Origin of the sequence: Streptomyces sp. NPDC086766 (assembly GCF_044746005.1) — a bacterium.
Lineage (GTDB): Bacteria > Actinomycetota > Actinomycetes > Streptomycetales > Streptomycetaceae > Streptomyces.
In genome coordinates this window covers 427,373-453,141 of record NZ_JBIVBI010000004.1, presented here as the reverse complement: position 1 = coordinate 453,141, position 25,769 = coordinate 427,373, and the positions used below count along the sequence as shown (strand labels likewise).

At 73.5% G+C, this 25,769-nt stretch carries 17 protein-coding genes; 2 read left to right on the top strand and 15 right to left on the bottom strand.

The genetic code is table 11. From position 1 onward, the window contains the following. Positions 1 to 35: 35 nt before the first annotated feature. The 3 genes from ACIPM1_RS10330 to ACIPM1_RS10320 form a co-directional block, all read right to left on the bottom strand. Entirely contained in the window at positions 36 to 3,878 is a 3,843-nt protein-coding gene (locus tag ACIPM1_RS10330) for an amino acid adenylation domain-containing protein (RefSeq protein ID WP_402431641.1), read from the bottom strand. Then, positions 3,875 to 4,843 (bottom strand): EamA family transporter, encoded by a 969-nt coding sequence (locus tag ACIPM1_RS10325; RefSeq protein ID WP_402431638.1) that lies wholly within the window; start codon positions 4,841 to 4,843, stop codon positions 3,875 to 3,877. The genes ACIPM1_RS10330 and ACIPM1_RS10325 overlap by 4 nt, the downstream gene beginning before the upstream one ends. A 108-nt stretch (positions 4,844 to 4,951) precedes the next feature. After that, positions 4,952 to 6,013, bottom strand: coding sequence for a hypothetical protein (locus ACIPM1_RS10320; protein WP_402431635.1), 1,062 nt, complete (start codon positions 6,011 to 6,013; stop codon positions 4,952 to 4,954). Between the two features lie 461 nt (positions 6,014 to 6,474). Between ACIPM1_RS10320 and ACIPM1_RS10315 the strand changes: the two genes are divergently transcribed. Next, positions 6,475 to 6,945 carry a DoxX family protein gene (locus ACIPM1_RS10315; RefSeq protein ID WP_402431632.1) on the top strand — a complete coding sequence of 157 codons (471 nt, stop codon included), beginning with the start codon at positions 6,475 to 6,477 and terminating at the stop codon, positions 6,943 to 6,945. 30 nt (positions 6,946 to 6,975) lie between these two features. On the opposite strand, the gene ACIPM1_RS10310 is transcribed toward ACIPM1_RS10315, so the two are convergent. The 6 genes from ACIPM1_RS10310 to ACIPM1_RS10285 all read right to left on the bottom strand — a co-directional run bounded on the left by ACIPM1_RS10310 (position 6,976) and on the right by ACIPM1_RS10285 (position 15,420). After that, positions 6,976 to 8,202 (bottom strand): cytochrome P450, encoded by a 1,227-nt coding sequence (locus ACIPM1_RS10310; protein ID WP_402431629.1) that lies wholly within the window; start codon positions 8,200 to 8,202, stop codon positions 6,976 to 6,978. Positions 8,203 to 8,265: 63 nt separating this feature from the next. Next, a complete protein-coding gene (locus tag ACIPM1_RS10305; RefSeq protein WP_402431627.1) occupies positions 8,266 to 9,057 on the bottom strand; it encodes an N-formylglutamate amidohydrolase in 792 nt (263 codons plus the stop codon). A gap of 250 nt (positions 9,058 to 9,307) precedes the next feature. After that, on the bottom strand, positions 9,308 to 11,527 hold the full coding sequence (locus ACIPM1_RS10300; protein WP_402431624.1) for an NADP-dependent isocitrate dehydrogenase: 2,220 nt from the start codon (positions 11,525 to 11,527) through the stop codon (positions 9,308 to 9,310). A 387-nt stretch (positions 11,528 to 11,914) separates the two neighbouring features. Next, positions 11,915 to 13,012 carry a mechanosensitive ion channel family protein gene (locus ACIPM1_RS10295; RefSeq protein WP_402431622.1) on the bottom strand — a complete coding sequence of 366 codons (1,098 nt, stop codon included), beginning with the start codon at positions 13,010 to 13,012 and terminating at the stop codon, positions 11,915 to 11,917. Positions 13,013 to 13,376: 364 nt separating this feature from the next. Continuing rightward, positions 13,377 to 14,141, bottom strand: a complete 765-nt coding sequence (locus ACIPM1_RS10290) for a crotonase/enoyl-CoA hydratase family protein (protein WP_402431619.1) — start codon at positions 14,139 to 14,141, stop codon at positions 13,377 to 13,379. Between the two features lie 211 nt (positions 14,142 to 14,352). Further along, the gene (locus tag ACIPM1_RS10285) at positions 14,353 to 15,420 is read right to left on the bottom strand and encodes a YbhN family protein (RefSeq protein WP_402431616.1); all 1,068 of its coding nucleotides are present in this window, start codon (positions 15,418 to 15,420) and stop codon (positions 14,353 to 14,355) included. A gap of 69 nt (positions 15,421 to 15,489) precedes the next feature. Here ACIPM1_RS10285 and ACIPM1_RS10280 point away from each other — a divergent pair, with 69 nt between their 5' ends. Next, positions 15,490 to 17,421 (top strand): ABC transporter ATP-binding protein, encoded by a 1,932-nt coding sequence (locus tag ACIPM1_RS10280; RefSeq protein WP_402431885.1) that lies wholly within the window; start codon positions 15,490 to 15,492, stop codon positions 17,419 to 17,421. Between the two features lie 31 nt (positions 17,422 to 17,452). Here the strand turns inward: ACIPM1_RS10280 and ACIPM1_RS10275 are convergent, their stop codons facing one another. The 6 genes from ACIPM1_RS10275 to ACIPM1_RS10250 all read right to left on the bottom strand — a co-directional run bounded on the left by ACIPM1_RS10275 (position 17,453) and on the right by ACIPM1_RS10250 (position 25,388). Then, positions 17,453 to 17,821: a cupin domain-containing protein gene (locus ACIPM1_RS10275; protein ID WP_402431613.1), complete on the bottom strand. Its 369-nt coding sequence runs from the start codon at positions 17,819 to 17,821 to the stop codon at positions 17,453 to 17,455. 96 nt (positions 17,822 to 17,917) lie between these two features. Further along, a complete protein-coding gene (locus ACIPM1_RS10270) occupies positions 17,918 to 18,556 on the bottom strand; it encodes a vitamin K epoxide reductase family protein (protein ID WP_402431611.1) in 639 nt (212 codons plus the stop codon). Continuing rightward, positions 18,553 to 19,335 carry a respiratory nitrate reductase subunit gamma gene (gene narI, locus ACIPM1_RS10265; RefSeq protein WP_402431608.1) on the bottom strand — a complete coding sequence of 261 codons (783 nt, stop codon included), beginning with the start codon at positions 19,333 to 19,335 and terminating at the stop codon, positions 18,553 to 18,555. Before narI ends, ACIPM1_RS10270 begins: the two co-directional genes overlap by 4 nt. Further along, positions 19,332 to 20,126, bottom strand: coding sequence for a nitrate reductase molybdenum cofactor assembly chaperone (gene narJ, locus ACIPM1_RS10260; RefSeq protein WP_402431882.1), 795 nt, complete (start codon positions 20,124 to 20,126; stop codon positions 19,332 to 19,334). The genes narI and narJ overlap by 4 nt, the downstream gene beginning before the upstream one ends. 5 nt (positions 20,127 to 20,131) lie before the next feature. Next, positions 20,132 to 21,691 carry a nitrate reductase subunit beta gene (narH, locus tag ACIPM1_RS10255; RefSeq protein WP_356183055.1) on the bottom strand — a complete coding sequence of 520 codons (1,560 nt, stop codon included), beginning with the start codon at positions 21,689 to 21,691 and terminating at the stop codon, positions 20,132 to 20,134. A 1-nt stretch (position 21,692) separates the two neighbouring features. Beyond that, positions 21,693 to 25,388, bottom strand: coding sequence for a nitrate reductase subunit alpha (locus ACIPM1_RS10250; protein WP_402431605.1), 3,696 nt, complete (start codon positions 25,386 to 25,388; stop codon positions 21,693 to 21,695). Positions 25,389 to 25,769 lie beyond the last annotated feature (381 nt).

Sequence of the window (25,769 nt, the reverse complement as noted above, 5' to 3'; positions counted from 1 at the left end):
GATCACCGTCGGCGGCGTCCCCGCGCCGGACTCCCTCACCCGCGGCCGCCCGGCCGGCCGTGGATCGCGGCGGCGAGTTCCGCGATGCCGTGTCGCCGCAGCACGCCGTAGTGGTCGCCCGTCAGCTGCACGACGGCCGGCGGGGTGGCGGACCAGCCGGAGTGCGCCTCGATGAACGAGTAGTCGTCACCGGTGGCCTTGAAGACGGTCACCGGTGCGTCCAGGCGCCGTTCGGTGAGTTCGCGGAAGGTGTACTCGAACTCGTAGGTCTCCGCGACGACGCGCATGATGCGGCGGATCAACTGCTCGTCGAGTCCGGGCACCCGCTCCTGGACGAAGCCGACGAAGCCGGCCTCGTCCCGCGCGGCCGCGACACAGGCGTCCACGTCCGGGCCGCTGACGGTGCCGGTGAACACCGAGTACAGGATCGCCACGTACACCGGGTTGCGGTAGGACGCCTCGCGGCCGGAGGGGGCGCCGTCCGCCGTCCCGACCTCGGGGTTGCCGGGGCAGATCAGCAGCACGTCGTCCACCCGGCGTCCGGACTGCTCGAGCTGCCAGGCGGCCTCGAAGGCGACGCGGGCGCCGAAGGAGTAGCCCCACAGGGTGTAGGGGCCCTCGGGCTGGACGCGCAGGATCTCCGCCACGTCCGCGGCGGCCATCTCGCGGATGGTCGGGTACGGCGTCTCACCGCTGTTGACGCCGTGCGCCTGGACGCCGAGGAACGGGCGGCCCGCGCCCGCCTCACGGGCCAGCAGACGCAGGTTCATCGGGTAGCCGCCGAGCCCCGGCCAGCAGACCACCGGGCGGCCGGTGCCCTCGGCGTGCAGCGGGACCAGCCGCGAGGAGGGCGCGGCGCCGTCGTCCTCGATGCGGGCGGCGAGATCGGCGAGCCGCGGGCACTCGAAGACGACCTGGAGCGGCAGGCGCAGGCCGAACTCCCGGTTGACGCGGTTGACGAGCGCCACCGCGATCAGCGAGTTGCCGCCGGAGGCGAAGAAGTCGTCCTCCACGGACACGTCGTCGTACTTCAGCGCCTTCGCCCAGGCGTCGGCGAGCCACCGCTCCGCCGCGGTGGCGGGGGCGACGTAGGGCCTGCCGGTGTCGGTGGAGCGCACCTGCTCCAGGGCGGCCACGGCCTTCACGTCGACCTTCCCGTTGGCGGTGAGCGGCAGCCGGTCCAGCACCAGGACCCGGTTGGGGACCATGTAGTCGGGCAGCCGCCCGGCCAGGTCGTCGCGGATCATCTCGGCCGGGCCCTTCATGTGCACGGCGTCCTCGTTCATGCCCTCGTCGGCGATCTGCTCCTCGCCCACCTTGCCGCCGAGGAAGAAGTACGACGGGCCGGTGGGGATCGCGCAGGAGGCGAGGATGTCGTCCACGCGCCGTGCGGCGGGCAGCGGATGGCCGGTCCGGGAGCTGTAGCCGGAGGACATGAGGCCGACGCGTACGGCGTTGCGCTGGAGGTGGTGCAGTTTCGCGCCCATCGCGATGTACTCCAGCCACTCCTCGGGCGCGCGGCTCACGGCGGTCACACCGAAGCTCGCCCGCTCGTACACCTGCTGGTTGATGGCGATGACGTGCTTGCCCAGGACGAGCGAGCCGGACACGCGCTCCAGGTCGCGGCCGGTCCACCGGTACTGTCCCGCGGGCAGCCCGTCGACGCGGTCCGGGTGCGCCTGCACGTAGATCTCGGTGGGGTCGTGCGGGGCGAGGCCGTCGTTGCGGTCCACGGTGAAGCTGCCCAGGTAGTAGTCCTCGGCGGCGACGTCCAGGGCGTCCTTGACGGCGGGCCGGTGGGCGGCCGGGCGGATCGTCAGGCCGTACTCGGGCAGCATCTCCTCGAAGACGCCGAGCATGTGCCCCGCCTCGAACTCCAGCACCTCCCGGATGTTGTTCCTGTAGACGGGCTCGATGGCCCGCCTCTTCCCGACCAGGTGCACCGACAGCCGTGCTTCGGCGCTCCGCGGGGCGTCGGCGATCCGGACCAGGGTGTGGTCGGCCGGATGGTGGTAATACACGCCGTCCGGCAGACCGTCCAGACCGCTCGTCTCCAGGTACATCTGCGTGGCGTACAGGGCGCCGGGGGAGGCGTAGGCGTACTTCGGCAGCAGCCGCTCCTCGCTGCGGAACTGGCCGAACCAGCGCAGCAGTTCACCGAGCTGGGCGAAGCTCAGGTCGGCGAGGCTCCGGGAGAGCGTGCGGGCGGGGCGCGGGGCGAGCAGGGCGAGGAGGTCGTCGCGCGTCACCCGGCCACCGTCGAAGAAGCGGTACGTCTTGCGGGCGAACGCCTCCCGTCGCTGCCTGGTGGTCTCCCGCCGGCCCGCCAGGGGCACCACGGGCCGGCCGGCGAGTTCGGCCGCCTCCCGCAGCCCGGGGTTCGACAGCTGCGCCTTCACCTGGAGCTTGCTGGCCTTCGACTGGTGGTGCGCGCCGGCGTCGCCCTGGTCCATCAGGGCGGCCTCCTTCGCGTTCAGCTCGACGCACGCCAGCAGGTTGGTGGAGCCGGTGCGCGGGTCGTCGGCGGTGATCGCGGCGGCGCGGCGCACCCAGGTGTGCTCCTCGACGGCCAGGGCGATCTCGTCGAGCTCGACGCGGTAGCCGCGCAGCTTGACCTGGTTGTCGGTGCGGCCGGTGAACTGGATCGTGCCGTCGGGGTTCCAGTACGCCAGGTCGCCGGTCCGGTAGAGGCGCTCGGTCGGCACGAACGGCGAGGGGACGAAACGCTCCTCGGTCTGCCCGGGCCGGTCCAGGTAGCCGCGGGCCAGCTGGACGCCGCCGATGTACAGCTCACCGGTCTCCCCGATGTCCACCGGCGCCCGGTTCTCGTCGAGGATGTAGCACTGGGTGTTGTCGACCGGCACGCCGATGGGGACCGAGCCGGCACCCTCGCCGAGCGCGTCCGGGTCGACCAGGTGGGCGGTGGCGTTGATGGTGCACTCGGTGGGGCCGTACAGGTTCACCAGCGAGGCCCACGGCACCTGGTCGAGGAAGGTGCGCGCCAGCTGCCGGGAGAGCGCCTCGCCGCCGGAGAAGACCCGGCGCAGCGTGGTGCACGAGCCGAGCCGTTCCGTGTCCAGCAGGGCCTGCAGCAGCGTGGGCACGCACTGGAGCGTGGTCACCTCGTGCTCGGCGAGGGCGGCGAGCAGCGCCTCCGGATCGCGGTAGCTGCCGGGCGGGGCCATCACCACCCGGGCACCGACCGCGGGGGCGAGGATCTCCCACTGCGCCGCGTCGAAGCTCATCGGCGTCTTCTGCAGCACGGTGGTGTGCGGGGTGAGGTGCCCGCACGTCTGCATCCACCGCATCTGGGACAGGACGCCGCGGTGTTCGATCAGCACGCCCTTGGGCCGGCCGGTGCTGCCGGAGGTGTAGATGACGTAGGCGAGGTCGGCCGGTGCGGGCGCCGGCGGCTCGGTGGCCGTGCACTGAGCGGCGTCGGCCGGGGTGACGACGACGGTGCCGCGGGGGACTAGGTCGCGGAGCCGGGCGGCGAGGTGGTCCTGGGTGACGACGACGCGGGTTCCGCTGTCCTCGATCATGTAGCGCAGCCGTTCCTCGGGGTACTCCGGGGACAGCGGCAGATAGGCGGCGCCACTGGACAGGATGCCCCACACGCCGGTCATCAGGTCCAGTGACGGTTCGGCGAACAGACCGACGCGAGCGTCGCGGGTCACGCCCAGCGCGTGCAGGCGCGCGGCCAACCGGGACGCGGCGGCGTCCAGTTCGCGGTAGGTGAGGCTTTCGGCGCCGCTGACGACGGCGGTGGCGGTGGGGCGCAGGGCGGCCTGCTCCCGCAGCAGGTCGGGCAGGCATCCGCCCGGGCGGATGTCCCGGACGCGTACCGAGGGACGTGCGGTGGACTGTGCAGTGTTCACGGTTTCCCCTTGACTGCGGGTACGGTGTTCCGACCCGGCGCCGGTGACGGGTCGTCAGACGGTCGCCCGGTGCGAGGTCCGGGCGAGGTCTGGGCGAGTGCCGTGGCGGCGACCACCGCCGCGGCGCCGACGAGTTGGAGGGCCGTCAGGCCCTGGTCCAGGACGAGGTATCCGAGCACGGTGGCGGCGAGCGGGCTGGCGAAGCCCAGGACCGAGACCGCCAGGGCCGGCAGCCGCCCGATGCCCCGGAACCAGACCGCGTAGGCGAGCAGCGCCCCGATCAGGCTCAGATACGCGAAGCCCGAGAGGTTCGCGGCGGTGACGCGGGCGGGCAGCCCCTCGGCGGCCAGCGTGACGGGCGCGAGCAGCAGACCCCCCGCGGTGAGCTGCCAGCCGGTGAACGTCAGCAGGCTCACCCCCTCGGGCCGCCCCCAGCGCTTGGTGAGCACGACGCCCGCCGCCATGCTGACCGCCGCGGCGACCCCCGCGGCGAGGCCGGCGAGGTCCAGCCCGGCCCTGGGCGTGAGGGCGAGCAGCGCCACGCCCGCCACGCCGAGCAGGCAGGCGGCCACCTGCGCCGGACGGATCGGCTCCTTCAGCAGGACGGCGCCGAGCAGCAGCACGATCGCCGGCTGGACCGCGACCACCAGGGCCGCCACCCCGCCCGGCAGGTGGTAGGCGGCCACGAACAGCAGGTAGAAGAAGACGCCGATGTTCAGCGCCCCCAGCACCGCGGCACGCCACCACCAGGCGCCGCGTGGCAGTCCGCGGGCTACGGCGAGCAGCACCAGCCCGGCAGGCAGCGCCCGCACGGTGGAGGCCAGCAACGGCCTGCCCGGAGGCAGCAGTTCCGTCGTCACCAGGTACGTGCTGCCCCACACCGCCGGGGCGAGGGTGGTGAGGGCGATGTCGAAGGGGCGTGTCGGTCCGGGCGCGGGCAGGGGAGCGCGCGGAGCAGAGGGCATGGGTGGGTCGCCTGTCCGTCGGGGGTGGTGCCACCGTCTGATCGACGGCGTAGGGGGGGAGAGGTCGGTGGTTCAGCGGCTGTGCGGGGAAAAGTGCATGACGGGGCGTCAGCGCAGGGCGAGAGGCCGCGGGGCGTCCTGGGGCGTGAGCATCAGGCCGCGCAGGGGCTCCAGGAGGACGGGCCCCGCGTACCGGATGGTCCGGCGCCGTACGCGCGCCCGGGTGAGGGTGTCGTCCCCGGCGGTGCCGGACACCGCGAGGCGCACCACCGTGGTGCCGCCCGGGGTGTCGACGACGAGTTCGTCCGCCCGGCTCCAGCCCCGGGTGGCCAGCCGCTGAGCGACCGTGCCCTCGATGACCGCGGCGGCGGCCACGGTGATGGCGTCGGCCGGCGCGAGGGGAGCGGACTCGTCCGGGCCGGACGGTGGGTCCGTCGCACCGGGGGCCGGCAGGGGCAGTACCGCCAGGCGCCGGTACTGGTACTGGCCCACCGCGGCGATCCCGGGGAACGCGCCGTCCTCCGGGAGCCCCAGCCGGCGGGCGGCACCCCGGCGCAGACCGGCGAGCCGCCGCCGCACGGCCGGCCCGGCGGCGAACAGGCTTTCCTGGTCGTGCAGTCCGAGGTCGGCGGCGTCGACGAGCACATGCGGATTGCCGGCCGACACCATGGACACCGTCAGGCCGTCGAGCTCCTCCCGAGGAGTCCCGGTCGGCAGCAGGTCCCGCAGCCGGCGCGGGGGCCGGTAGGCGAACTCCACGGCGAACGTGGCCGTGCGGCCGGTCCCGTCGACCTCGCACTCCACGCGGTCACCGGTGTTGAGGACCTTGACCCGCAGCGGGCGTTGGGCGGTGTGGCGCGGCAGCCAGGCCAGGCGCTGTGCCACGGCGACCGAGCAGAGGATCGCGTGCCCGCAGCTGCCGCGCAGCGCGAAACGCGGCGAACTGCCGGGCAGGTACCGGGCGAACCGGTGGTCCAGATCGAACTCCGGGTCGGCGGACGGCTCGATCATCGCGATCGTCGTGATGTCGATCCCCTGTGCGGCCGTCAGCCAGTCACGGGCCAGGAGCAGCGCGGCGGCGAGTTCCCGCTCGTCACCGGGCAGGGCCCTGCGGTCCAGCACGAGCGTCGGGTCGCCCTTTTCCGCCGTGTGGCACAGATGGCCGATCATCCGGTCCCTCCCTAGCTGGTGTCTGCCTCGGCCCTCCTCGGACGACGCCGTCGAAGCGGGAACCGGCCAGACGCGGTGGACCCGAGCAGGTCCTTTCGCAGCTTGGTTCGGGCTCGTCGCGGCTCACAACAACCGGCTGGTAAACGCCGGGGGAACCACGCGTTCGACCAGGTCAGAGGTGCGCCGCCTGAGCCCTCGGTGATCATGGTCACAGCGTTTCCGCCGCATCGGGGAGCGGGGGCGGCACCCGCCGGGAAGTGCTCTGAACTGGCCTGCTCCCAGGCTTCGTCGGCTGTTCGCCCGATGGACGTCCGCGCGTGGGGGCGCCGCGGGTAGCGTCCGGCGTCGGCCGGGGCGGGTGCCGCTTCCCGGCGGCCGGATACCGACGTCGTGTTCCGGCCGTCGACCGCCTCCGCCCCGCAAGTCCCCAGTTCTCCGTCCCCGTTGAAGGGCTGAAGCTCATGAACCGCTTCGTCGAACCCGCCGCGCTGAAGGCCGCCGGTCCCGTGCACTCCCTGGTCCGTATGGTCGTCGGCTTCCTGTTCGCCTGTCACGGCGCCGCGTCGCTGTTCGGAGTGCTGGGCGGAGCCTTCGGCACGCACGGCGGGACGGTCCAGTTCGGGGTCTGGCCCGACTGGTGGGCGGCCGCCATCCAGCTGGTCGGGGGGACCCTCGTGGCGCTCGGCCTGTTCACCCGGGCGGCCGCGCTGATCTGCTCCGGATCGATGGCGTACGCCTACTTCGCCGTGCACCAGCAGGCAGGCCTGCTGCCGCTCGAGAACAACGGTGAGCCGGCCGCCCTGTACGCCTGGATGTTCCTGCTGCTCGCCGCGTTCGGCCCCGGCCCGTGGGCGCTGGCGCGGCTGCTGCCGGCCGCCGGGCGCGAGGAGCGGCCGTCGGCCGTGGCCGACCCGGCCGCGGCGAACGCCTGAGTCCGGCGCCGCCGCGCGCGCCCGGCCGCCCTACCAGGTGACCGGCAGCGTCCGCGGGCCGCGGATCATCGTCCTCCGGCGCCAGGCGACCTGGGCCGGGGGCACGGCGAGCCGCAGACCCGGAAGCCGGTCGAGCAGGGTGTCGACCAGCAGTTCGGTCTGGAGCCGGGCGAGTACGGCGCCGGTGCAGTGGTGCGGCCCGTTGCCGAAGGACAGATGCGGGTTGGGGTCGCGGTCCGGGTCGATGCGGTCCGGGTCCGGGAAGACGTCCGGGTCGCGGTTGGCCGCCAGGTAGGAGACGTAGACCGGGTCGCCGGCGGCGATGCGCACCCCGTGCAGCTCCACGTCCTCCAGCGCCACCCGGGCCAGGCCCACGGTGCTGCGGTGCGGGATGTGGCGCAGCAGCTCGTCCAGGACCGGCCCGCGGGCCTCGGGCCGCTCCCGCATCCGCGCCATCAGCTCGGGCCGGGTCAGCAGCAGGTACAGCATCTGGCCGCAGTTGTGGGTGACGGCCTCCCCGCCGATCTGCAGCGGCCCGGCGAGCCCGACGGCCTCCTCCAGGCTGATGTCGCCCCGGCCCACGGCGGCGCCGAGCAGCGACAGGACGTCCTCGGCGCGGCTGTCGCGGCGGGCGCCGATGGTGTCGGCGATCCACGCGTACATGCCCTGCTTGGCGTGGTCGGCGGCCTCGGCCCCGCCGCACATGGAGATGATCTGCCGGGTCCAGGCGTGCACCCGCTCCCGCTCGGCGGGCGGTACGCCCATCAACTCGCTGACCACCGCCAGCGGGAACGGTTCGAGCACGCGCTCGACCAGATCCGCCGGCGGCCCGTCCCGCAGGACCCCGTCGACCAGCCCGTCGAGCATCTCCTGCGCCCGGGGCCGCAGCCGCTTCATCGCGCTGACCGTGAAGGCCGCGGAGACCGGCCTGCGCAGCCGGTTGTGGTCGGGCTGGTCGGCCCAGGCGAGCGAGCCCGGGCGCGGCGCGAAGTGCGGGGCCAGCCGGGTCACCTGACGCCGGGTGACCTCGGCCCGGCTGAACCGCGGGTCGTTCGTGATCAGCCTGACGTCGTCGTAGCGGGTGGCGAGCCATGCCCAGCCCTCGCCGTGCGGCAGGCGGATGCGGGTGATCGGGCCCTCGCGCATCAGGCCGGCGAGGACCGGATCGAACTCCGTGCCCTCCAGGTCCAGCGCGGGCCAGTCCCTCACGGGGGGCGGTTCCGCCCGGTCGGCCGGGGCGGTGATCTCCTGCGTCATACAGTCACCCTGCCCTCGCCCGGTCCGGGTGTCGCGCCGGAGTGCTCCAGCCGGAGGTCGGCCTCAGACGCCGTCGACCAGCTCGGCCAGTGCCGCCGCCAGCCGGGACAGCCCCGGACCCGCCGGACCGCCCGGCTCGGTCATGTACATGTCCCGCCGGATCTCCACCATCAGCGCGCCGACCCGGGCGTCGCCGCCGTGGAAGTCCAGCGGGACGTAGGCGCCGGCGAACGGGCTGTCCAGCCCCGTCTCCCCGCACCGCGCGAAGACCTCACGGGCCGGCTCCGCCAGTCCCGGCGGCGTGTGGAACGCGTCGGTGCCCAGGCAGATCGGCGGCCGGGGCCCCGCACCGTGCAGCTCGTAGGGCAGCGCGGCCGTGGGGTAGGAGTGGACGTCGATGACGACGGCGCGCCCGGTGGCGGCCAGCCGGTCGGCCACCGCCCGCGTCATCGCCCGCGCGTACGGGCGGAAGTAGCGCTCCACCAGCGGCTCGACGTCGGTGTCGTCGGGCCGCAGGACGGCGCCGTGCGTGGTCCGTGTGTACACCGCGCCCATGCCGACCGCGAGCATCTCCTCCCGCTCGTCGGGGAACCGCTCCGGGTCGACGACCAGCCGCGACAGCCGGTTCACGAACCGCCAGGGGGTCACGGCGGACAGGCCCGCGGCCGCTTCGGCGAGTTCGGCGGTGTGCGCGTCGGTGATGTGGTCGAGCTCCCGCGCCAGCGCCCCGTCGTCCAGCGCGATGCCCGCGCGCACCGCGGCGGGGATCTCCCGCGCCGAGTGCGGTACGTGCAGGATCACCGGGGACTCGGCGGCACCGGGCAGCAGGGCGAAGGACGGTACGGCATCGGGCACGGGGCTCCCCCTGTCTCCCCGCGTCTCCACGGGGCTCTCGAAGCGATGAGCCGTCGATCTTGCCGCACACCACTGACAACGCCGGGAGCGCGCCCCCGCACGGCCGCTCCCGGCCCGGCACGCGGGCGCCGGTGCCGAGATGGCGTACGTCCGCGTACGGCCGTCGAGAACGCCTCCGCCCCGGCCGGCGGGTGCCGGTCGGGGCGGAGGGGGTGCCCGTCGGGCCGTCGGGCCCGGTGGGCGGGGTGCGTCAGCTCAGGGACGCCAGCGCCTCGTTCCAGGTGGCCGAGGGGCGCATGACCTCGGCGGCCTTGGCCGGGTCGGGCTGGTAGTAGCCGCCGATGTCGGCCGGCTCGCCCTGGACGGCGATCAGCTCGTCGACGATCCGCTGCTCGTTGGCGGCGAGGGTCTCGGCGAGCGGGGCGAACGCCTTGGCCAGGTCGGCGTCGTCGGTCTGCGCGGCCAGCTCCTGCGCCCAGTACAGGGACAGGTAGAAGTGGCTGCCGCGGTTGTCGATGCCGCCGACGCGACGGGTCGGGGACTTGTCCTCGTTGAGGAAGGACGCCGTGGCCTTGTCGAGGGTGTCGGCGAGGACCTTGGCGCGGCTGTTGCCGGTGGCCTCGGCGTACTGCTCGAAGGACGGCACCAGGGCGAAGAACTCGCCCAGGGAGTCCCAGCGCAGGTAGTTCTCCTTGACCAGCTGCTGGACGTGCTTCGGCGCGGAGCCGCCGGCGCCCGTCTCGAACAGGCCGCCGCCCGCCATCAGCGGGACGACCGACAGCATCTTGGCGCTGGTGCCCAGCTCCAGGATCGGGAACAGGTCGGTCAGGTAGTCGCGCAGCACGTTGCCGGTGACGGAGATGGTGTTCTCGCCGCGGCGGATGCGCTCCACGGACAGCTTGGTGGCCTCCACCGGGGACAGGACGCGGATGTCCAGGCCCTCGGTGTCGTGCTCCGGCAGGTACGCGCGGACCTTGGCGATCAGGTTGGCGTCGTGGGCGCGGGTCTCGTCCAGCCAGAAGACCGCCGGGTCGCCGGTGGCGCGGGCGCGGGTGACGGCGAGCTTGACCCAGTCGCGGATCGGGTCGTCCTTGGTCTGGCAGGCGCGGAAGATGTCGCCGGCCGAGACGGTCTGCTCGATCACGGCGTCGCCGGCCTGGTCGACCAGGCGGACCGTGCCGGTGACCGGGATCTCGAAGGTCTTGTCGTGGCTGCCGTACTCCTCGGCCTTCTGCGCCATGAGGCCGACGTTCGGGACCGAGCCCATGGTGGACGGGTCGTAGGCGCCGTGGGCGCGGCAGTCGTCGATCACGGCCTGGTAGACGCCCGCGTAGCTGGAGTCCGGCAGCACCGCGAGGGTGTCGTGCTCCTGGCCGTCCGGGCCCCACATGTGGCCGGAGGTGCGGATCATGGCCGGCATGGAGGCGTCGACGATCACGTCGGAGGGGACGTGCAGGTTGGTGATGCCCTTGTCGGAGTCGACCATGGCCAGCTCCGGGCCCTCGGCCAGCTCGGCGTCGAAGGAGGCCTTGATCGCGGCGCCCTCGGGCAGGTTCTCCAGGCCCTTGTAGATGCCGCCCAGGCCGTCGTTCGGGGTCAGGCCGGCCTTGGCGAGCGTCTCGCCGTACTGCGCGAAGGTCTTCGGGAAGAAGGCGCGCACCACGTGGCCGAAGACGATCGGGTCGGAGACCTTCATCATCGTGGCCTTCAGGTGCACGGAGAACAGCACGCCCTCCTGCTTGGCGCGGGCGACCTGCGCGGTGAGGAACTCGCGCAGCGCGGCGACGCGCATGACGGAGGCGTCGACGACCTCGCCCGCGCGGACCGGCACGGACTCGCGCAGCACGGTGGTGGAGCCGTCGTCGCCGACCAGCTCGATGCGCAGGGCGCCGTCCTCGGCGATGACGACGGACTTCTCGGTGGAGCGGAAGTCGTTCTGGCCCATGGTCGCCACATTGGTCTTGGACTCGGCGGACCAGGCGCCCATGCGGTGCGGGTGGGTCTTGGCGTAGTTCTTGACCGACGCGGGGGCGCGGCGGTCGGAGTTGCCCTCACGCAGGACCGGGTTCACCGCGGAGCCCTTGACCTTGTCGTAGCGGGCGCGGATCTCGCGCTCCTCGTCGCTCTTCGGGTCGTCCGGGTAGTCCGGCAGCGCGTAGCCCTGGCCCTGCAGCTCGGCGACGGCGGCCTTCAGCTGCGGGATCGAGGCCGAGATGTTCGGCAGCTTGATGATGTTGGCCTCGGGCGTCTTGGCGAGCTCGCCCAGCTCGGACAGCGCGTCGGGGATCCGCTGGTCCTCGTTCAGGTACTCCGGGAACAGCGCGATGATGCGCCCGGCCAGCGAGATGTCACGGGTCTCGACGGCGACACCGGCCTGCGAGGCGTACGCCTGGACCACCGGCAGGAAGGAATACGTCGCCAGGGCCGGGGCCTCGTCAGTGTGTGTGTAGATGATGGTCGAGTCAGTCACCGGGTGCTCCGCTCCACGTCTGCAACATTGCTCGACATCAAGATATCTCGTGACCGACCCCGGCTCGACAGGGGTCCGCGCCGGACCCGGCCCCGGGACGCCCGGTGGATCACCCGCGCCGCCCCGCACACCGGCGGGAACGGCCGCCACCAGGACGTCCCGGCCCTCGACGTGCGGAGACCGTCAGCCGTCAGCCGTCAGCCGTCAGCCGTCAGCCGTCAGCCGTCAGCCGTCAGCCGTAGCCGCAGCGCCAGCCGCGGCCGACGGCTCCGGCGCGGTGTCCGGGGGTCGCCGGACCCGCACCGGGCTGTCGGGCGCACCAGGCGCACCAGCCGTGCCTGGCGCACCGGGCGTGCCTGGCGCACCCGGCGCACCGGGCCCGCGGCGTCAGCCGACGACGGTCGGCCCCGTCGCCGCGTCCTCGCCGCTGCGCTGCTGCGGGATGACGGCCTGGGCCGCGGCCTGCTGCAGCGCCACCGTCCGCGTGGGCGACGGGATGCGGATGCCCTCCTCGCGATAGCGCCGGTGCAGGCGCTTGATGAACTCGTGCTTGATCCGGTACTGGTCGCTGAACTCGCCGACGCCCAGGATGACCGTGAAGCCGATCCGGGAGTCGCCGAAGGTGTGGAACCGTACGGCCGGCTCGTGCTCGGGCACGGCGCCGGTGATCTCGGTCATCACCTCGGCGACCACCTCCGTGGTCACCCGCTCCACCTGCTCCAGGTCGCTCTCGTAGCCGACCCCCACCTGCACCAGGACCGTCAGCTGCTGCTCGGGCCGGGTGAAGTTGGTCATGTTCGTCTTGGCCAGCTGCCCGTTGGGGATGACCACCAGGTTGTTGGAGAGCTGGCGGACCGTCGTCTGGCGCCAGTTGATGTCCTCGACGTAGCCCTCCTCGCCCGTGCTCAGCCGGATGTAGTCACCGGGCTGGACCGTCTTGGAGGCGAGGATGTGGACGCCCGCGAAGAGGTTGGCGAGAGTGTCCTGAAGGGCGAGCGCGACCGCCAGACCACCTACGCCCAGGGCGGTGAGCAGCGGCGCGATGGAGATGCCCAGGGTCTGCAGGACCACCAGGAACCCGATCGCCAGGACCAGGATCCGGGTGATGTTCACGAAGATCGTGGCCGACCCGGCGACGCCGGAGCGGGACATGGTGACCGACCGCACCAGGCCGGCGACCACGCGGGCCGCGGAGAGCGTCACCACGAAGATGAGCAGCACGGTGAGGATCTGGTTGGTGTGGTGCTGGACCGTCCGCGTCAGCGGCAGCACCGCGGCGGCGGACGCCGCGCCGCCCGCGAGCGCCGCCCAGGGCACCACCGTGCGCAGCGCGTCCACGACGACGTCGTCGCCGCTCCACCGGGTGCGCTTGGCGTGCTTGCCGAGCCAGCGCAGCACGGCGCGCGACAGGAACGCCGCCACCAGGCCCGCGGCCAGGGCGATGCCGGCGAGGATCAGGTCGTCCAGTGTCAGCGTGCGGTTCACCGGTCACCTCCGGTGGGACGATCTGCGGCGCACGGGGCCGCCGACGGCCGGATGTGAGATTGCGTCACGTTGTCACCTGCTCGATTGCGGGATGTGCGAACGCGTGGCCGCCGGACCCCCGCGAGGAGGGCCGACGACCGGCGCGATCGTTCATCCTGCCGTATCCGGCACGGTAGTTCGTACCGGGACCGGCGCGAGGTGAGGGCCGGTCAGACGATTCCCCCGGCCGGTTCGGCCTGGTCCCGGTCGCCGCCGTGGGCGGCCGCGGCGGGTGGTCCGCGCACTGGCCCCCCGGGGCGATCCCGGCGGCGGGCCGGTACGGATCACGGCCGCCTGAGGCTCACGCGCGTGTCTCGGGGCCGTCTCACTCGTCGGTGAACGAGCCGTGCCGCCCCGCCCCCGCGGCGAACCGGGCGGCCCCCTCCCGGCTCCGGTCCAGCACCCCCACGCCGTGGCGCAGCTCGCCCAGCAGCGCCTCGGACTCGTCCCGGCCCTCCTGCTCCAGCACCGAGGCGCGGTCGGAGCGCAGGCAGTCCTGCGGGAACCGGGCGATCGAGGCGGCCAGTTCCTCGGCCTCGGCGCGGGCCCGCCCGGTGGGCACGACGCGGTTGGCCAGCCCCATCTCGTAGGCCTCGCGGGCCGGGACCGGACGTCCGGTGAGGATCATGTCCAGGGCGCGGCTCGTGCCGATCAGCCGGGGCAGCCGGACCGTGCCGCCGTCGATCAGGGGCACGCCCCAGCGGCGGCAGAACACGCCGAACACGGCGTCCTCCTCCGCGACCCGCAGATCGCACCAGAGCGCCAGTTCCAGACCCCCGGCCACGGCGTGCCCCGCCACCGCCGCGATCACCGGCTTCGACAGCCGCATCCGCGTCGGCCCCATCGGCCCGTCCCCGTCCTCCGCGACCCGGTTGCCCCGCTCGGTCCCGATCGCCTTCAGGTCCGCCCCCGCGCAGAACGTGCCGCCCTCGCCCCACAGCACCGCCACCCGAGCGTCGGCGTCGGCCTCGAACGACCGGAAGGCGTCGGCGAGTTCGAGGGCCGTCGGCCCGTCCACGGCGTTGCGGGCGGCGGGCCGGGACAGCACGACCGTGGTGACAGGGCCCTGGCGCTCGATGCGCACCGGCATGGGGGAGTCCCTTTCGTCGGGGTCCTCGGCTGGTGGCAGCACGCTACTCCCGCACCGCCGGACTCCTCACGCGGGCCCTCACGCCGGCCCTGTTGCATGCCGAGGACCCCGATCCCTCACGATCTGCCCCGCCCCGCGCTCCATTGCGGGGACACGGGCCGGCGCCGCCGGAGGGCGCGAACCGCCACGCCGGACGATCCGGACGAGTGAGTCAAATGACCTTCAGCCGCACCAGTGCCCCCAGTGTCAGGGCCCCCGGCAGCAGCGGCAGCCAGACGGTGATGATGCGGAAGGCCAGGACGACCGCCGTGGCGAGCGCCGCCGGTCCGCCCGCGGCCACCAGGGCCACGACCAGGGCGGCGTCCACCGAGCCGAGGCCGCCCGGCGTGGGCACCAGGGCGACGGCCACCGTCGCCGCCAGGTAGGCCAGCGCCATGTGCGCGGGCGGTACCGGAAGCCCCAACGCCCGCCCCACCAGGGCCAGTCCGGCCGCCTGCAGCGCCGGAAAGGCGAACGAGCCGCCCCACAGGGCCAGCGCGCGGGCCGGCCGGGCGTGCACCGAGCGGGCCTCGCCCAGCGCGGTGCGCAGGAACCCCGACACCGCCCCGCGCAGCCGCCGCACGCAGACCAGCGCGCCGGACGCGCCCAGCAGGACCGCGCCCGCGGTGAGCAGCAGCGGCCCGGTCGCGCCCGGCGGCACCAGCGCGCCCAGCCGCAGCGCGTCCGGGAAGACCGCGAACAGGACGGCCAGCAGGGTCAGCCGGCCGACGGTCTCCGCCAGCAGGTACAGGGCGAGCGCGGCGGAGGAGCGGGCGAGCGGCACCCCGAACACCGCCAGGAAGCGCAGGTTCACCGCGCTCGCGCCGAGCCCCGTGGGCAGCAGGTGGTTGGCGGCTCCCGCGGCGAACTGGGTGGCGAGCAGCCGCCGTCTGGGCAGCCGTTCGACGACGGCGCCCTGCCGGGTGAACGCGGCGGCGACCCAGGTCAGGCAGGTCGCGCCGGCCGCGGCCAGCAGCCACGGCCACTCGGCGCTCCTCAGCCGGCCGAAACCCTCGGCGAGCACGGAGCGGTGCCGCGCCGCGACCAGCAGCACGAGCAGGAGCGGGACCAGGCACAGGACCTGGCGGACGGGGAGGCGCCGGAGAGCGCGCCTCGACGGGAGTCCGGGGAGCTGGAGCGCTGTCACGTCCGCAGAGGTTCTCCGGGCCGCGCCAACGGCGGGTGGCGGGGGCGCGGACGGCGGTTGACGGGCGGACAGCGGGTGGGGGAGCGGGGGCATCGGGTGGTCCTTCGCGGCACACACATTGACCTCAACGAAGCTTGAGGTCCTAGGTTCTCTCCCATGAGCATGGAAACCACCGCATGGACGCAGCTGCACAGCGTCATGACCGCCCAGCAGGAGCGCCGCCCCCTCGCCCGCGCGACGCTGCGCCGCATCGGCGCGTTCGCCCGCCCGCACCGCCGGCGGATCGCCCACTTCGTCCTCCTCGGGGTGGTGACCGCGCTGCTCGCCGTGGCGACCCCCGTGCTCGCCGGTCGCGTCGTCGACGCGATCGTGTCGAGGGGAGACCGCGGCACGGTCGTACGCCTGGCGCTGCTCATCGCCCTGATCGCGGTGGCGGAGGCCGCGCTCGGCATCCTCGGCAGACGCCTGTCGGCGACGCTCGGGGAGGGGCTCATCCTCGATCTGCGGACGGCTGTCTTCGATCATGTGCAGCGCATGCCGGTCGCGTTCTTCACACGCACTCGTACGGGAGCGCTCGTCTCCCGTCTCAACAACGACGTCGTCGGCGCCCAGCGCGCGTTCAGCAACACCCTGTCCGGCGTGGTGAGCAACGTGGTCACGCTGCTGCTCACCCTCGCCGTCATGCTCACCCTGTCCTGGCAGATCACCCTGCTCGCGCTGGTGCTGCTGCCGGTGTTCGTGGTGCCGGCCCGGCGGATGGGCAGCCGGATGGCGCGGATGCAGCGGGAGGCGGCCACCCTCAACGCGGCGATGGGCACCCGGATGACCGAGCGCTTCTCCGCTCCCGGCGCCACCCTGGTCAAGCTCTTCGGGCGTCCCGAGGAGGAGTCGGCGGAGTTCGCCGCCCGCGCCCGCCGGGTACGGGACATCGGCATCCGCACGGCCACGGCCCAGTCGGCGTTCATCACCGCGCTCACCCTGGTGTCCTCCCTGGCGCTGGCCCTCGTCTACGGCCTCGGCGGCTGGTTCGCGCTGCGCGGCACCCTGGAGCCGGGCGCCGTGGTGTCGCTGGCGCTGCTGCTGACCCGGCTGTACGCGCCGCTGACCGCGCTCGCCGGAGCGCGCGTGGAGGTGATGAGCGCCCTGGTGAGCTTCGAGCGGGTCTTCGAGGTGCTCGACCTGAAGCCGCTGATCGAGGAGCGGCCGGACGCCCGCGCGGTGCCGGACGGCCCGGTGGCGGTCGAGTTCGACGACGTCCGCTTCGGCTACCCTGCCGCCGACAAGGTCTCCCTGGCCTCCCTGGAGGAGGTGGCGAGCCTGGACGGCCGCAGCGGGGCCGAGGTCCTGCACGGCCTGTCCTTCCGCGCCGAACCCGGGCAGACGGTCGCCCTCGTGGGCTCCTCCGGCGCCGGGAAGTCGACGATCGCGCAACTGCTGCCCCGGCTCTACGACGTCGACGAGGGCGCCGTGCGCATCGGCGGCGTCGACGTGCGCGACCTGAGCGCGGCCTCGCTGCGGGCGACCCTCGGCATGGTCACCCAGGACGGCCACCTCTTCCACGACTCCGTGCGCGCCAACCTGCTGCTGGCCCGCCCCTCGGCGACCGACGAGGAACTGTGGGACGCCCTGCGCCGCTCCCGCCTCGACGACCTCGTCCGCTCCCTGCCGGACGGCCTCGACACCGTCGTCGGCGAGCGGGGCTACCGGCTGTCCGGCGGTGAACGGCAGCGGATGACCATCGCCCGGCTGCTGCTCGCCCGGCAGCGGGTGGTGATCCTCGACGAGGCGACCGCGCACCTGGACAACACCTCGGAGGCGGCGGTGCAGGAGGCCCTCGCCGAGGCGCTGGCCGACCGCACCGCGGTGGTGATCGCGCACCGGCTGTCCACCGTGCGCGCAGCGGATCTCATCCTGGTGGTCGAGGCCGGCCGGATCGTCGAACGGGGCACGCACGAGGAACTCCTGGCGTCGGCAGGCCGGTACGCGGAGCTGTACCGCACGCAGTTCGAGCATCACCCGGACGGGGCGGCGGACGTCGCCCGGGCCGGGGTGGGGGACGCGGATGTCGCCGTGGCCGGGGAGGCGGTGGCGTAGGCCGCGTCGGCGTGGGCGGAAGGGCGGTGACCTAGGGCGCGTCGGCCTCGGCGTCGGCGTGGGCGTCGCCGGGCGCGGGGGACTCCGGGACGGGCAGCATGGTCAGGAGCATGACGCTGGGTTCGACGGCGCGCACGGAGTGCGGCAGCCGCGCGGGCAGGTGGATCCAGCTCCCCGGCCCGGCCTCGGTCCTCTCCCCGCCCAGGTCGAATGCGAGACGCCCTCGCACGACCTGGATCACCACGGGGAGGGCGGAGGTGTGCTCGGTCAGCTCCTGGCCCTCCGCGAAGGAGAAACCGACCACGCGCAGCCGTTCGTCGCGGTACAGGACGCGGCTGAGGGTACGGTCTCCGGCCGGGGGCAGCTCGGCGGCCAGGTCGTGGATCACGGTGGCGGACATGCGGGTCCCTCCTCACTTCTCAGGCGACCGTAGTGCGCGGCCCCGCCGGCGCGCTGGGGCCGAAGGTCCCGGCGGAAGGACCGCCGGTGGCGCCGATCACCCCGGGCCACCGCTCCAGTACGGCCAGAAGCGGGTCAGGACCAGCAGCGCCAGCACCCCGTACCAGCCGACGAGCAGCATCCAGTGCGTGTCCCGGACGAAGGTGAGCAATCCCCGCGGCACCGGGACGACACCGTGGTTCAGGCAGTGCAGGCTCACGGCCCAGAACAGGGCGATGGTGACGGTCCAGACGACGAGGCAGTAGGGGCAGAGCTTGTTCAGCTCGTACAGCGACTGCCCGATCAGCCAGTGCACGAACACCACCCCCGCCAGCGCCCCGGCGTCCAGCGCCCACCACAGCCGCCGGTGCAGGCGCGCCCCGCCCAGCACCGCCACGCCCAGGGCGGCCACCGCGGCGAAGGCGCCCAGCCCGAGCAGCATGTTGGGGAAGCCGAACAGGCTGCCCTGCCGGCTCGACATGACGCTGCCGCAGCTCACCACGGAGTCGATGTCGCAGGGCGGACGGTAGGCCGGGTCCTTCAGCAGCCGCCAGTCGTCCACGGCGAGCCGGAACGAGGCGAGCCAGCCGGCGACCCCCGTGGCCAGCAGCACCAGGCCCGTGCCGCGGCCCGCCGCCACGCCGCCGGCGCGCCCGGCCCGCGTGGCGCCGGGGGCGACCCCCTGCCGGTGGGTCATGCCGCGCGCCGGGAGGAACGGGCGGGCCGCGCCGGCGGACGGCGGCCCGGCGCCCGCCCCGGGACCGCCCGCGCGCGGTAGACCAGATACGGCCGTACGAGATAGCCGACCGGGGCGCTCCACACGTGCACCAGCCGCGTGAACGGCCAGGCCGCGAAGAGCAGACAGGCCGTCAGGGCGTGCAGGCGGAACAGCAGGGGGGCACCGGCGATCGCCTCCGGCTGCGGCTGGAGGGCGAACAGGCCGCGGAACCAGACGGAGACGGTGGCGCGGTAGTCGTAGCCGGGGCCGAAGACGTTGTGGGCGGCGGTGGCGGTGATGCCGAGCAGGACGGTGGCCGACAGCAGCGGGAACAGCACCTTGTCGCTGCGGTCGGTGCCCAGCCGGATGCGGCGGGCCAGCAGCCGCCGTGCGCACAGCATGCCCAGACCGGTGAGCATGGCGGCACCGGCCACGGAGCCCGCCCACACGGCCGTGGTGTGGTAGGCGTGCTCGCCGATCCCGGCGGCCCCCGTCCACGCGGCGGGCACGGCCAGCCCCACCACGTGCCCGGCGATCACCATGAAGGCGCCCAGGTGGAACAGCGGGCTGCCCCAGCGCAGCCAGCGGTGTTCCAGCAGCTGGCTGGTGCGGGAGGTCCAGCCGAACTGGTCCTGCCGGTAGCGCCAGAGGTGGCCGACGGCGAACACGGCGAGGCAGAGGTAGGGCACGGCGACCCACAGCGCGAGGTCGGCGGCGCTCGTGGCCGCGGCGGCCGGCGGAAAGGCCGTGGTGCTCATCGGGAATCCTCCGGAGGCGACGCGGGGCGGGTGGGGCCGGGTGGGTCCTGCTCGGGCGGCACGAAGGCGTCCGGCGGTGCGAACTCGCCCCACCCGTAGGGGGCCAGGCCGACCTCCTCGGCCGGCGGGCCCTGCGCGGCCAGCTCGGCCACGGCGCGCAGGTCGGCGTCGGTGGCCGGCGGCATCAGGGAGAGCAGCGCCGCCAGCACGTGCCGGTAGGGGGAGTCCGCGTCGCCCAGCGCCCGGTGGATCAGCTCCAGGCCCCGCCGGTGCTGCCGCAGCGGCGCCTCACCCGCGCGCGGACCGGCGAGCGCGGCGAACTCCAGCACGACCGGGAGGTGGTCGGGCAGTTCACCGCCGCCGATCTCCCAGCCCGCGGCCCGGTAGCGCCGGGCGAGGGTGAGCAGCGCCATGCCGCGGCGCCGGGTGTCACCGTGCAGGTAGTAGGTGACGTACAGGCTGCTCTTGCGGCGCAGGTCGAACATCTCGACGTAGTGCCGCTCCAGCGCATCCGGCTCCTGGGTGGTGAACCACGCGCTGAACGCGGCCAGTTCGGCGGCGGCCGGGGACGGGGGCAGCGCCTGGACGGCGGCGGCCACGGTGGGCCGCGCGGCGGTCAGCTCCGCGTCCGGGTACTGCAGCAGCAGCGACAGCAGCCGCAGCAGCAGGGCCCGGTCCTGGACCTCCTCGGGCGTGAGCGAGGACGGGCGGCGTACGGCCGCCCGCAGCCGGGTGCGCACGAGGGCGGGGACGGACGGGGACCCCAGGCGTCCGGCACCGGGGAAGGTCAGCGGGCTCACGGGCGGCCTCCGGCGGGGGCTTCGGGGGTACGGCGGCGCAGGGTGGGGATGCCGAGCATGACCTTCCGCCCGTCCGGCTCACCGGAGCTCTCCACCGGGCAGCGGTTCTCCATGGCGGTGAGGGCGGCCGCGTCCTCCTTGTGGGCGGCCGGGACGACGTACCGGTCCTTGTACTTGGCCACCGCCAGCAGCCGGTGCAGGTCCTCCGCCTCCCGGGCGGTCAGCCCGACGGCCTCGACCGCGGCCCCGTCGTCGGCCTCGCCGAGGGTCTTCCGGCGCATGTACGAGCGCAGCGCGGTCAGTTTCATCAGCACTCCGGCGACCACGTCGGTGTCCCCGGCGGTGAACAGGCTCGCCAGGTACTCCAGCGGTATGCGCAGCCGGGTGACGGCGGCGAAGACGTGGTCGGGGTCGTCCTGGTCGCCGCCCGCCACGGTCACCGCGTCCAGGACGGGCGAGAGCGGCGGCACGTACCAGACCATCGGCAGCGTGCGGTACTCCGGATGCAGCGGGAGCGCGACCTTGTACTTCGACACCAGCGCGTACACGGGGGAGCGGCGCGCGGCGTCCAGCCAGTCCTCGGGGATGCCGGACTCCCGGGCCGCCGCGATCACCTCGGGGTCGTGCGGGTCGAGGAAGACATCGCGCTGGGCGTCGAGCAGGTCCTGCTCGTCGGGGGTCGCCGCGGCCTCGCCCACCTTGTCGGCGTCGTACAGCAGGAGTCCCAGGTAGCGCAGCCGGCCCACGCACGTCTCCGAGCAGACCGTGGGCTGCCCGGCCTCGATGCGCGGGAAGCAGAACGTGCACTTCTCCGCCTTGCCGGTGGCGTGGTTGACGTACACCTTCTTGTACGGGCACGCCGTCACGCACATCCGCCAGCCCCGGCAGCGGTCCTGGTCGACCAGGACGATGCCGTCCTCGACCCTCTTGTACATCGCGCCGGACGGACAGGCGGACACACAGGCCGGGTTCAGGCAGTGCTCGCACAGCCGGGGCAGATGGAAGAGAAAGGTCTGCTCGAACTCGAACCGGACCTTCTCGGCCCACGCGCCGCTCAGGTTCGGGTCGCCGCCGGCGTGCTCGGGCGCGCCGCCCAGGCCGTCCTCCCAGTTGGCGCCCCAGGTGATGGAGGTCGGTTTCCCGGTGAGGACCGAGCGGGGGCGGGCGACCGGCATGTCCGGGCCCGCGGGGGCGCTCACCAGATTGTCGTAGTCGTACGTCACCGGCTCGTAGTAGTCCTCGATGGCCGGCAGGTCCGGGTTGGAGAACAGCGACAGCAGCCGCCTGACCCGGCCTCCGGAGCGCAGCACCAGCCGGCCCCTGCGGTCCAGCGCCCAGCCGCCCTTCCACTGGTCCTGGTCCTCGTAGCGGCGCGGATAGCCGACGCCCGGCTTGGTCTCGACGTTGTTGAACCAGGCGTACTCCACGCCGGTCCGGTTGGTCCAGGTCTGCTTGCAGGTGACCGAACAGGTGTGACACCCGATGCACTTGTCGAGGTTCATCACCATCGCGATCTGTGCCATCACGCGTCCGACGGTGGCTTCGCCACGGGGCATCTCAGTACTCCACTCGCTGGCTGCGGCGGCGAATCACGGTGACCTCGTCACGCTGGTTGCCGGTCGGGCCGTAGTAGTTGAAGGCGTAGGTGAACTGGGCGTAGCCGCCCGCCAGATGGGTCGGTTTGAGCAGCAGCCGGGTCAGCGAGTTGTGGATGCCGCCGCGCCTGCCGCTGACCTCGGTCTTCGGCACGTTCACCGTGCGGTCCTTGGCGTGGTACATGTACACCGTGCCCTCGGGCATCCGGTGGGTGACCACGGCACGGGCGGCCACGACGCCGTTGCGGTTGTACGCCTCGATCCACTCGTTGTCCTTCACGCCGATCTTCTCGGCGTCCGCGGTGGACATCCAGATCACCGGGCCGCCGCGGGACAGGGCGAGCATGTAGGCGTTGTCCTGGTACTCGGAGTGGATGGACCACTTGGAGTGCGGGGTCAGGTAGCGCACGGTCACCTCGGCCCGGCCCTCCTCGTGCAGGTGCTCGTCGCCGTAGTGCCGGATCGCGTTCAACGGCGGCCGGTAGACGGGAAGTTGCTCGCCGAGCTCGGCCATCCAGTCGTGCTGGACGAAGAAGTGCTGGCGCCCGGTGAGGGTGTGCCAGGGCTTCTTGTGCTCGACGTTGATCACGAAGGGGGAGTAGCGGCGCCCGCCGGCCTCCGAGCCCGACCACTCGTACGAGGTCATCACGGCGCGGGGCTGGGTGCGGGTGTCGGCGAACGTGATCCGCTCGGCCTCGCGTTCGGAGGCCAGCTCCACCAGGCCCGCGCTGCCGGTCTGCCGCTCCAGCTCCCGGAAGCCCTCGGTCGCCAGACGGCCGTTGGTGGTGCCGGACAGCGCGAGGATCGCCTCGCACATGTCGGTGGCGGTGGCCAGGGTGGGACGTCCGGCGGCGAGCCCGTCCCGCACGGTGCCGCAGCGCCGGCGCAGCTCGTCGATCTCCCGGTCCGGGTGGACGGTGACGCCCTTGGTGGTCGTCCCCAGGGTGTCCAGCAGAGGTCCGACCGCCCGGATCTTCTGCGCCACGGCCGCGTAGTCCCGTTCCACCACGACCAGCTTCGGCATCGTGCGGCCCGGTATCGGCTCGCACTCCCCGGTCCTCCAGTCCCGCACCACCCCGCCCGGCTGGGCGAGTTCGTCCGGGGTGTCGTGCGCCAGCGGCACGGCCAGGACATCGGTGCGGGTGCCGAGGTGCCCGGCCGCCAGTTCGCTGAACCGGTCGGCGATGGTCAGGAAGGTGTCGTAGTCGGTGCGGGCCTGCCAGGGCGGGGCGATGGCCGGGGTGAAGGCGTGCACGAAGGGGTGCATGTCCGTGCTGGACAGGTCGTCCTTCTCGTACCAGGTCGCGGCCGGCAGGACCACGTCGGAGAGCAGGCCGGTGGAGGTCATCCGGAAGTCCATGGAGACCAGCAGGTCGAGCTTGCCCTCGGGGGCCTCCTCGTGCCACACCACCTCCTCGGGCCGTTCCCCGGGCGGGGTCTCGGCGGAGCGGACCGCCGCGTCCGTGCCCAGCAGATGGCGCAGGAAGTACTCGTTGCCCTTGCCGGAGGAGCCCAGCAGGTTCGCCCGCCACACGGTCAGGACCCGGGGGAAGTTGGCCGGGTCGTCCGGGTCCTCGGCGGCGAACCTGAGCCGTCCGGACTTCAGTTCGTCCACGATGTGCTCGGCGACCCCGCGCCCCCGGGCCGCCGCCTCGTCGGCCAGGTCCAGCGGGTTGCGGTTGAAGCCGGGGTGGCCCGGGGTCCAGCCCAGCCGCACCGCCTGCGCCAGGCAGTCCGCGAACGCCTTGCCCTTGAACCGGCCCGCGCCGAGCGGGGAGGCCAGCTCCTCGGGGCCGAAGGCCTCGTAGCGCCACTGGTCGGTGTTCAGGTACCAGTAGGAGGTGCCCGCCATGTGCCGGGTGGGCCGCTGCCAGTCGAAGGCGAACGCCAGGTGCTGGAAGCCGGTCAGCGGACGGACCTTCTCCTGACCGACGTAGTGCGCCCAGCCGCCGCCGTTGACGCCCTGGCAGCCGGTCATCGTGGTCAGCGCGAGGAAGGACCGGTAGATCGTGTCGGAGTGGAACCAGTGGTTGGTGCCCGCGCCCATCGCGATCATGGACCGGCCGTTCGTGCGCTCCGCGTTGCGGGCGAACTCCCGGGCGATCCGGGCCGCCTGCCCGGCCGGCACGGAGGTGACGGTCTCCTGCCAGGCCGGCGTGTACGGCTCGCTCGCGTCCTCGTACGAGGCGGGCCAGCTGCCCGGCAGACCGGGCCGGGCCACGCCGTACTGGGCGAGCATGAGATCGAAGACGGTGGTGACGAGGCGCCCGCCGAGCCGCCGGGCGGGCACCCCGCGCACCATCACCGAGCCGCCCTCGGTGGCCCCCTCGTCGAACCGGGGCAGTGCGACCTCGACCGTCTCCTCGGCCCGCTCCAGCAGGCTCAACTCGGGTTCCACACCGCCCAGGTCGAGGTTCCAGCGGCCCCGCTCGGCCTCCCCCCACCGGAAGCCGAGCGAGCCGCCCGGGACCACCGGCTCGCCGGTGGCCCGGTCCAGCAGCACCGTCTTGAACTCGGCGTGCTCCTCCTGCCGGCCGAGGTCGGCGGCGGTCAGGAATCCGTCCGGGACGAGCCCGTGGTCGCTCTCGCGCAGGGTCACCAGGAACGGTGCGTCCGTGTAGGTCCGCAGGTAGTCGCGGAAGTAGGGCACTTCGCGGTCGACCAGGAACTCCCGCAGGATCACATGCCCCATGGCCATCGCCAGCGCGCCGTCGGTGCCCGGATGCGGGGCCAGCCATTCGTCGGCGAACTTGACGTTGTCCGCGTAGTCGGGGCTGACGGCGACCACCTTGGTGCCGTTGTAGCGGGTCTCGGTGAGGAAGTGCGCGTCCGGGGTGCGGGTGACGGGGATGTTGGAGCCCCACATGACCAGATAGCCCGCGTTCCACCAGTCCGCCGCCTCGGGCACGTCGGTCTGGTCGCCGAACACCTGCGGCGAGGCGACCGGCAGATCGGCGTACCAGTCGTAGAACGACAGCAGCGTGCCGCCGATCAGCGACATGAACCGGGAGCCGGCGGCGAAGGACGCCATGGACATCGCCGGGATCGGCGAGAAGCCCGCCACCCGGTCGGGGCCGTAGGCCTTGATGGTGTGGACGTGGGCGGCGGCCACCAGCTCGGCCACCTCGTCCCAGTCCGCGCGCACCAGGCCGCCCTTGCCGCGCGCCCGCTTGTACGCCCGCGCCTTCGCCGGATCTGAGGTGATCTCCGCCCAGGCCGCCACCGGGTCGCCCAGCCGCCGTCGCGCCTCCCGCCACAACTTCAGCAGCGCCCCCCGCACATACGGGTAGCGGACCCGGCTCGGGGAGTACGTGTACCAGGAGAACGACGCTCCGCGCGGGCAGCCGCGCGGCTCGTACTCGGGGCAGTCGGCGCCGATCGAGGGGTAGTCGGTGGCCTGGTGCTCCCAGGTGATGATGCCGTCCTTGACGTACACCATCCACGAGCAGGAACCGGTGCAGTTGACGCCGTGGGTGGAGCGGACGACCTTGTCGTGCGCCCAGCGGTCCCGGTAGAAGCCCTCCCACGCGCCGTCGTTCGTGCCGAACACGGCGCGCCCGTCGGCCGACACCTCACCGCGCGTCAGCAGCCGCCGCCCCGCGAGCGGCCAGTCGTGAGCGCCGCGCGGCGTGTGCCGCCCGTTCTGATCGTTCTCCATGGCCAGGAACCTAGGCCCGGATGATCGCCGCGTATCTGGGCCCGGCGGTCCCCGCGTACGGCCCTCCCGGCCCTGTCCCAGGGCCCCGGCAGGGACCAATGGTCCCGGGGACCGGGACCGGTCGGACCGGGAGACGGCCGGGTCCGGCGGTGCATGCTGACAGCGATCGAACCGCAGATGCCCATCTGTCCGGTACGACCGCATGTCATGACCGCCGGGGCGGGACCTCCCCGGTACCGGCTCCCGGCGGCCCTGGCGCGTACGGCGCGTGTCGCCCGGTTCGGTCGTGCGTCCGGCCGCCCACCGCGGCCGGACGCGGCATCCGCCCGTCCGGTGCGGGCGTCCGCGGCACCGCACCCGCCTCGCTCCGGACGAGCCCAC